The organism is Nocardiopsis sediminis (assembly GCF_042650565.1).
Taxonomy (GTDB): domain Bacteria; phylum Actinomycetota; class Actinomycetes; order Streptosporangiales; family Streptosporangiaceae; genus Nocardiopsis_B; species Nocardiopsis_B sediminis.
This window is the reverse complement of sequence record NZ_JBHSBH010000012.1, coordinates 254,797-262,014: the sequence shown is the minus strand read 5'-3', so window position 1 is coordinate 262,014 and position 7,218 is coordinate 254,797. Positions and strand designations below refer to the sequence as shown.

The 7,218-nt window shown below is 72.6% G+C and carries 8 protein-coding genes; 5 read left to right on the top strand and 3 right to left on the bottom strand.

What is annotated here, in order from left to right:
- Positions 1 to 229: 229 nt before the first annotated feature.
- Both ACFOVU_RS19285 and cutA read right to left on the bottom strand, forming a co-directional pair.
- On the bottom strand, positions 230 to 844 hold the full coding sequence (locus ACFOVU_RS19285) for a hypothetical protein (RefSeq protein WP_378535597.1): 615 nt from the start codon (positions 842 to 844) through the stop codon (positions 230 to 232).
- Positions 841 to 1,185, bottom strand: a complete 345-nt coding sequence (cutA, locus tag ACFOVU_RS19280; protein ID WP_378535595.1) for a divalent-cation tolerance protein CutA — start codon at positions 1,183 to 1,185, stop codon at positions 841 to 843. Before cutA ends, ACFOVU_RS19285 begins: the two co-directional genes overlap by 4 nt.
- Positions 1,186 to 1,239: 54 nt before the next feature.
- Here cutA and pyrE point away from each other — a divergent pair, with 54 nt between their 5' ends.
- A complete protein-coding gene (gene pyrE / locus ACFOVU_RS19275; RefSeq protein ID WP_378535593.1) occupies positions 1,240 to 1,773 on the top strand; it encodes an orotate phosphoribosyltransferase in 534 nt (177 codons plus the stop codon).
- Positions 1,774 to 1,914: 141 nt separating this feature from the next.
- On the opposite strand, the gene ACFOVU_RS19270 is transcribed toward pyrE, so the two are convergent.
- Positions 1,915 to 2,304, bottom strand: coding sequence for a RodZ domain-containing protein (locus tag ACFOVU_RS19270; protein ID WP_378535914.1), 390 nt, complete (start codon positions 2,302 to 2,304; stop codon positions 1,915 to 1,917).
- A gap of 454 nt (positions 2,305 to 2,758) precedes the next feature.
- Between ACFOVU_RS19270 and fbaA the strand changes: the two genes are divergently transcribed.
- From fbaA to purD, 4 genes are all read left to right on the top strand, one after another.
- Positions 2,759 to 3,781 carry a class II fructose-bisphosphate aldolase gene (fbaA, locus tag ACFOVU_RS19265; protein WP_378535591.1) on the top strand — a complete coding sequence of 341 codons (1,023 nt, stop codon included), beginning with the start codon at positions 2,759 to 2,761 and terminating at the stop codon, positions 3,779 to 3,781.
- A 144-nt stretch (positions 3,782 to 3,925) separates the two neighbouring features.
- Positions 3,926 to 4,342 (top strand): DUF3151 domain-containing protein, encoded by a 417-nt coding sequence (locus ACFOVU_RS19260; RefSeq protein WP_378535589.1) that lies wholly within the window; start codon positions 3,926 to 3,928, stop codon positions 4,340 to 4,342.
- 218 nt (positions 4,343 to 4,560) lie between these two features.
- Positions 4,561 to 5,844, top strand: coding sequence for an adenylosuccinate synthase (locus ACFOVU_RS19255; RefSeq protein ID WP_378535587.1), 1,284 nt, complete (start codon positions 4,561 to 4,563; stop codon positions 5,842 to 5,844).
- A 53-nt stretch (positions 5,845 to 5,897) separates the two neighbouring features.
- A complete protein-coding gene (gene purD, locus ACFOVU_RS19250) occupies positions 5,898 to 7,160 on the top strand; it encodes a phosphoribosylamine--glycine ligase (RefSeq protein ID WP_378535585.1) in 1,263 nt (420 codons plus the stop codon).
- Positions 7,161 to 7,218 lie beyond the last annotated feature (58 nt).

Genomic DNA, 7,218 nt, shown 5'->3' with positions numbered 1-7,218 from the left:
GCCGGAGCCCTGCCGGGCTCCGGCGAGGGGGTCGCGTACCGGCGAACCGGCGGTCTTCTGGCCCGATCCACGGGCGGCCGCCGGCGCCGGACGGCGACCCGGGAGGTGCCGCTGAGCGGCTCCCCCCGAGAGGCGCGTCCGCAAGGGGAGGCGGGCGCGCCTCGTCACATCACCGGATCAGGTGATGTGCGCGATGGCGGCGGTCTCACGGGAGGGTGCTGCGGGCGGGCTACAGACGGGCGGCGAGGTCCAGCAGGGCGCGGGCCAGGGCGGTGCCGGTGGCGCCGGGGGCGTGCCCCGCCGGCCAGCCGCGCAGCGAGGCGAGGTGGGCGCCGCGGGTACCGGAGTCGCAGGTCGCCAGGTAGCCGCACGGCGCGTCGGGCCAGTCGGCCACCGACGGGAGGGGCTCGGTGGAGAAGTCCGGGGGACGGCGGCGGGGAGGGGCGCCGGTCCCGTGTTCGGGGATCCGTCCGGCGGGCCCCGCCGGGGCGGCCTGGGCGGCGTGCAGGTCCTCGCGGGTCACGGTGCCGGGCTGCGGGAGGAGGGCGTCGATCAGCAGGTAGCCCGCGATCGGGCGGCGGGCGGCCCGCTGCGCGGCGCCGATCCCGGGCAGCAGGGGGCCGGCCGCGCCCGCCGCCGCGAGCAGCAGCGGGCCGCCGGGGGCGTTCGCGGCGATCTCCAGGCTGGCGCGGGCGATGTAGCGGGCGGCGTAGGGCGGCCGGTCGTCGTCGGTGATCTCGGGGACCGTGACGTGCGCCCCGAGCGCACGCAATTCGCCGGGCAGGCCGCCCCACTGGGCGGCCGTGGACAGCGGGCTGTGCAGCAGGACGAGGGAGGTGCTCACCCCGCGGGCCGAGTCTCGTCGGCCAGCCAGGCCAGGTAGTCGGGATCGCCACCCACGACGGGCACGGCGATGATCTCCGGCACATCGTAGGAGTGCAGGTCACGGACGTGCGCGACGAGGTCGGCGAGGCGGTCGCCCGCGGTCTTCATGACGACGGTCCACTCCTCGTCGGCCTGGACGGCGCCCTCCCACCGGTAGAAGCTGGTGATGGGGCCGCTGACCTGGGCGCACGCGGCGAGGCGGCGATCGACGACCGAGCGGGCGATGGCCTCGGCCGCTGCGCGGCCGTCGGTGGTGGTCTCGACGCGGACGCGCGCCGCGGGGCCGCCGGGGTCTGCCATATCCGCCCTTCCGCTGCTCAGGGTGGTGATCCGCACGTTCTAGGCTCTGGGTCCATGAGCGACCGCGAGGATCTCCTTCGACACATCAACGATAAAGCCGTGGTGCACGGCAGGGTCACCCTGTCATCGGGCCGGGAGGCCGACTACTACGTGGATCTGCGCCGGGTCACCCTGGACGGCGAGAGCGCCCCGCTGATCGGGCGGGTGATGCTCGACGCCACCGCCGGGCTGGACTACGACGCCGTGGGCGGGCTGACCCTGGGCGCCGACCCGGTGGCGGCCGCGATGCTGCACGCGGCCGGTGCGCGCGGGCGGCGGCTCGACGCGTTCGTGGTGCGCAAGGCGGGCAAGGCGCACGGTCTCCAGCGGCGGATCGAGGGCCCCGATGTTGCGGGGCGGCGGGTGCTGGCGGTCGAGGACACCTCGACGACCGGCGGTTCGGTGCTGACCGCGGTCGAGGCGCTGCGCGAGGCGGGCGCCGAGGTCGTGGGGGTGGCGGTCATCGTCGACCGGGGGGCGCGCGCCGCGGTCGAGGCCGAGGGGTTCGACTATCGCGCGGCGTTCGAGCTGTCGGACCTCGCGGTCTAAGTCGCAGCGGATCCGGGGTCGCCGGAGCGCCCCGCCGCAACGGGCGGGGTGCCGCGCGGCCGCGGGGGCGGGCACGTCCCGCGACGGCCCGGCCCGGGGGCGGGCCGCGCCGCGGGGCCGGTGCCGGCGCACCGGCGCGGGTCAGGCCTGCGGGGCGTTCGCTGTGAAGCTGTAGCCCGCGGCCTTGCCCGTGACGTCCTGGTACTCGCCGTTGACGTAGACCTCGACGGCCTCGGGGTCCCCTATGGTGACGTCCAGCCGGGGGTGGTCGAAGCTCACGAACTGGCCTTGCTGCATGGTGGTGTCGGTGACGACGTCCCCGCCGGGGACGCGCACGAGCACGTCGCTGGAGTCGCCGATGACCTTGATGTAGAGGGTCTCCATCTGGGTGGATTCGGACTGGGCATCGGCGGACGTGCCCACATCACTAGGCACCGCGGCGGCGCTGTTCCCCGGGAGCGAGCGGTACAGGAAGTACCCGCCCAGAGCCACGAGGGTGATGAGCAGCACGACCGCACCGACGATGGCCAGAACCTGACCAACGCCCCGCGGATCATTGCGATGTCGTCCCACGGAGCTGAATGTAGCGTGTATCACCCGCGACAATCGATGTTGAAGCGGTCACAGACACGAATCAACCGGAATTTCACGGTCCTTCAGGCCAATCGACAGCGTTCGCGGCCGAGATCGGCGATTCCCTCCGAATCACCCGTGATCCCATCGATCCGGACACGAGCACCATACGACGCAATTCCCCCATCTCGGTCGCACGCCGATGCCCGGCCGGCCGTGTTCCGGTGCGGAGCAGGCGGATCGGGCACATGGGGCGGACCCCGCGATTTGGTCTAGACCTTTCGCGCCGCTCCGGACTTCGCGATACTTGGTCCCACGACCCGAGAGGGTATCCAGTGAGGGAGACGTCCCGCGGGGACCGGCGGGACGACCCGTTCACCGACTCCACGGCCAATCCAGGGAGAACATCACCATGCCCATCGCCACCCCAGAGGTCTACACGGAGATGCTGGGCCGCGCGAAGTCGCAGGGCTTCGCCTACCCCGCCATCAACGTGACCTCCAGCCAGACCCTCCACGCCGCCCTGCGCGGCTTCGCGGAGGCCGAGAGCGACGGCATCGTCCAGGTCTCGACCGGCGGTGCGGAGTTCCTGTCGGGCGCGACGGTCAAGGACATGGTCACCGGCTCCGTCGCGTTCGCCGAGTACGCGCGCATCGTCGCCGACAAGTACCCGGTCAACATCGCCCTGCACACCGACCACTGCCCCAAGAACAAGCTCGACGGCTTCGTGCGCCCCCTCCTGGAGATCTCCAAGGAGCGCGTCGCCAAGGGGCAGCAGCCGCTGTTCCAGTCGCACATGTGGGACGGCTCCGCCGTCGAGCTGGAGGAGAACCTCCAGATCGCCGAGGAGCTGCTCGCGTCGTCGAAGGCGGCCCGCACGATCCTGGAGATCGAGGTCGGCGTGGTCGGCGGCGAGGAGGACGGCATCGTCGGCGAGATCAACGAGAAGCTCTACACCACCCCGGGCGACGCGCTGCGCACCGCCGAGGTCCTCGGGCTCGGCGACAAGGGCTACTACATGACCGCGCTCACTTTCGGCAACGTGCACGGCGTCTACAAGCCGGGACACGTGAAGCTGCGCCCCTCCGTCCTCAAGGACGCACAGGACGCCGTCAGCGCCCAGTACGGTAAGAGCAGCCCGTTCGACTTCGTCTTCCACGGCGGCTCCGGCTCGACCACGGAGGAGATCCACGAGGCGATCGAGTACGGCGTCGTGAAGATGAACATCGACACCGACACCCAGTACGCCTTCACCCGGCCGATCGTCGACCACGTCCTGAAGAACTACGACGGCGTGCTCAAGATCGACGGCGACGTCGGCGACAAGAAGGCCTACGACCCGCGCTCCTACGGCAAGGCCGGCGAGGCCGGCATGGCCGCGCGCGTGTCCGAGGCCGCCCAGCACCTGAAGTCCGCGGGCCAGAAGATGAAGTAGGCCCGCTCATCGGCCGGCCCCCGGTTCAGCCGGACCGGGGGCCTCCGCGTGCCCGGCCGCCCACCTCCTTGGGCGGACGCGGGTGGCCGGGCACGCATTCCGCCGCCATTCCCGCCCGTGCGGGGGCGCTGGCAGGATGGGGTCATGGACCTGCACCAGAACCTGCTGGGCGAGCCGCCCGCGACCCGCCTGACCGACCTGCCCGAGGCGAACGAGGCCCTCGCCGCCGGCACCGACCCCGCCGAGGTCGCGGCGCGCTTCCCCGCCTACTCCGCCGCGTGGGCCGGCCTCGCCGAGCGCGCCTTCGCCGCCGGCGACCCGGTCGCCGCCTACGCCTACGCCCGCACCGGCTACCACCGCGGGCTCGACCAGCTCCGCCGCTCCGGATGGAAGGGCCACGGGCCCATCCCGTGGGAGCACGAGCCCAACCGCGGGTTCCTGCGCGCGCTGCACATGCTGGCCACCGCCGCCGGGGCCATCGGCGAGACCGACGAGGCCGAGCGTTGCGCCACGTTCCTGCGCGACAGCAGCGCCGCCGCGGCCGACGCGCTCGAGGGCTGAGCCGCCGGGGCCGCGCGCACGATCCCGCGGCCCCGCACCGGCACGCCGGACCCGCGCCGCCCACCGGGCATTCCTCCCTTAACCCGCCCGTGGACGTCGTGTACGCTCAACACGCAAGGGCCCCTGTCGCTGTCTTGCGCCAGGGGCTTGTTCCATGTGCGGACTCATCCGCGCGGGACGGCCACGGTGGACGAGCACGAATGAAGAGGTAGACGCGGATGCCGGCGATCACGCTCGTTGGGGCCCAGTGGGGCGACGAGGGCAAGGGCAAGGCCACGGACCTCGTCGGCAACCGCGTGGACTACGTGGTGCGCTACCAGGGCGGCAACAACGCCGGCCACACGGTGGTCATCGGCGAGCAGAAGTACGCGCTGCACCTGCTGCCCTCGGGCATCCTCTCGCCCGACGTCGTGCCGGTCATCGCCAACGGCGTGGTCATCGACCCGGGGGTGCTGTTCGAGGAGCTGCGCGGCCTCAACGAGCGCGGTGTCGACACCGGGAACCTGCTGATCTCGGCCAACGCGCACCTGATCATGCCCTACCACCGGGCCCTCGACAAGGTCAGCGAGCGCTTCCTCGGCAAGGGCCGCATCGGCACCACCGGGCGCGGCATCGGCCCCACCTACGCCGACAAGATCTCCCGCGCGGGCGTGCGCGTCCAGGACATGTTCGACCCCAAGATCCTGCGCCAGAAGATCGAGCTGGCGCTGCACGACAAGAACCAGATCCTCACCAAGGTCTACAACCGGCGCGCGCTGGAGCTGGAGCAGATCTACGAGGAGTACCTGGGCTACGCCGAGCAGCTGCGGCCCTTCGTGGCCGACACCTCGCTGATCCTGAACAAGGCGCTCGACGACGGCAAGACCGTCTACCTCGAGGGCTCGCAGGGCACCCTCCTGGACATCGACCACGGCACCTACCCGTTCGTCACCTCCTCCTCGCCCACATCGGGCGGGGCGTGCGCCGGAGCGGGCATCGGGCCCACCCGGATCACCAAGGTCGTGGGGATCCTCAAGGCCTACACCACGCGCGTGGGGTCGGGCCCGTTCCCGACCGAGCTGCACGACGAGCAGGGCGAGTGGCTGCGCCGCCAGGGCGGCGAGTACGGCGTGACCACCGGGCGCAACCGCCGCTGCGGCTGGTTCGACGCCCCCATCGCCCGCTACGCCACCCGGGTCAACGGGATCACCGACTTCTTCCTGACCAAGCTCGACGTGCTCTCGGGGCTCGACCGCATCCCCGTCTGCGTGGGCTACGACGCCGGCGGTACGCGCCACGACGAGATCCCCATGACCCAGACCGACTTCCACCACGCGGTGCCGGTCTATGAGTACCTCGACGGCTGGCACGAGGACATCTCGCACGCGCGATCTTTCGACGAGCTTCCCAAGAACGCACAGACCTACGTGCGTACCCTGGAGGAGATGGCCGGGGCGCCCATTTCCGCGATCGGCGTCGGCCCCGGGCGCGACCAGACCCTGGAACTCCGCTCCCTGGTCTGACCGCCCTCTCCCATCCGCCCTGACCTCCCCACAACACACAAAGGGTCCGCGAAGTGAAAGCCCTTGTCCTCGGCGGCGGTGGCCGCGAGCACGCCCTTGTCCGCGCCCTGTCCCTCGACCCGGGGGTGACCGACCTCCACTGCGCCCCGGGCAACCCGGGCACATCGGAACTCGCCGACAACCACGTCATCAACGTGACCGACGGCCTCGCCGTCACCGAGCTCGCGGCGCGCATCCGCGCCGAGCTGGTGGTGATCGGGCCCGAGGCGCCGCTGGTCGCCGGGGTCGCCGACGCGCTGCGCGAGCGAGGCATCCCGGTCTTCGGCCCCGACCGCGACGCCGCGCGCCTGGAGGGCTCCAAGGCGTTCGCCAAGGAGGTCATGGAGGCCGCGGGGGTGCCCACCGCGCGCGCCCGCGTGTGCCGGTCGCCGGGGCAGGTCACCGAGGCGCTGGACCTGTTCGGGCCGCCCTATGTCGTCAAGAACGACGGCCTGGCGGCGGGCAAGGGCGTCGTCGTCACGTCCGACCGCGCGGCGGCGGAGCTGCACGCGCGCGAATGCGGGCGGGTGGTGATCGAGGAGTACCTCGACGGGCCCGAAGTGTCGCTGTTCGTGCTCAGCGACGGCTCGCACGCCGTGCCGCTGCTGCCGGCCCAGGACTTCAAGCGCGCCTTCGACGGCGACGAAGGGCCCAACACCGGGGGCATGGGCGCCTACACCCCGCTGCCGTGGGCGCCGCCCGGGCTGGTCGACGACGTCATGGCGTCGGTCGTGCGGCCCACGATCGCCGAGATGGCCCGCCGCGACATGCACTACCAGGGGCTGCTGTACGTCGGGCTGGCCCTCACCTCCAACGGGCCGCGCGTGGTGGAGTTCAACGCGCGCTTCGGCGACCCCGAGGCGCAGGTGGTCCTGGACCGGCTGGCCACGCCCGTCGGGGCGCTGCTCCAGGCCGCCGACACCGGGGGGCTCGGCGGCATCGGCGCGCTCGACTGGCGGCCGGGCGCGGCCGTCACCGTGGTCGTGGCCGCCGCGAACTACCCGGGCACGCCGCTCAAGGGCGACCTGATCACCGGGCTGGACCGGGCGGGCGCGGTCGACGGCGCCTATGTCCTCCAGGCCGGCACGGCCTGGAGCGGGGCGCGCGACATCGTCTCCAGCGGCGGCCGCGTGCTGAACGTCGTCGGCACCGGCGACACCCTGGCGCAGGCCCGCGAGCGGGCCTATACGGCGGCGGGCAAGATCGAACTCCGCGGCTCCTTCCACCGGTCGGACATCGCCGAGAAGGCCGCTGAGGACCAGTCGGACGCGGGCTGACGGCCGCCCGCGGAGGCGCGGGGGCGGGGACGACGTTCGCAGCCGCGACCGGCGCGCC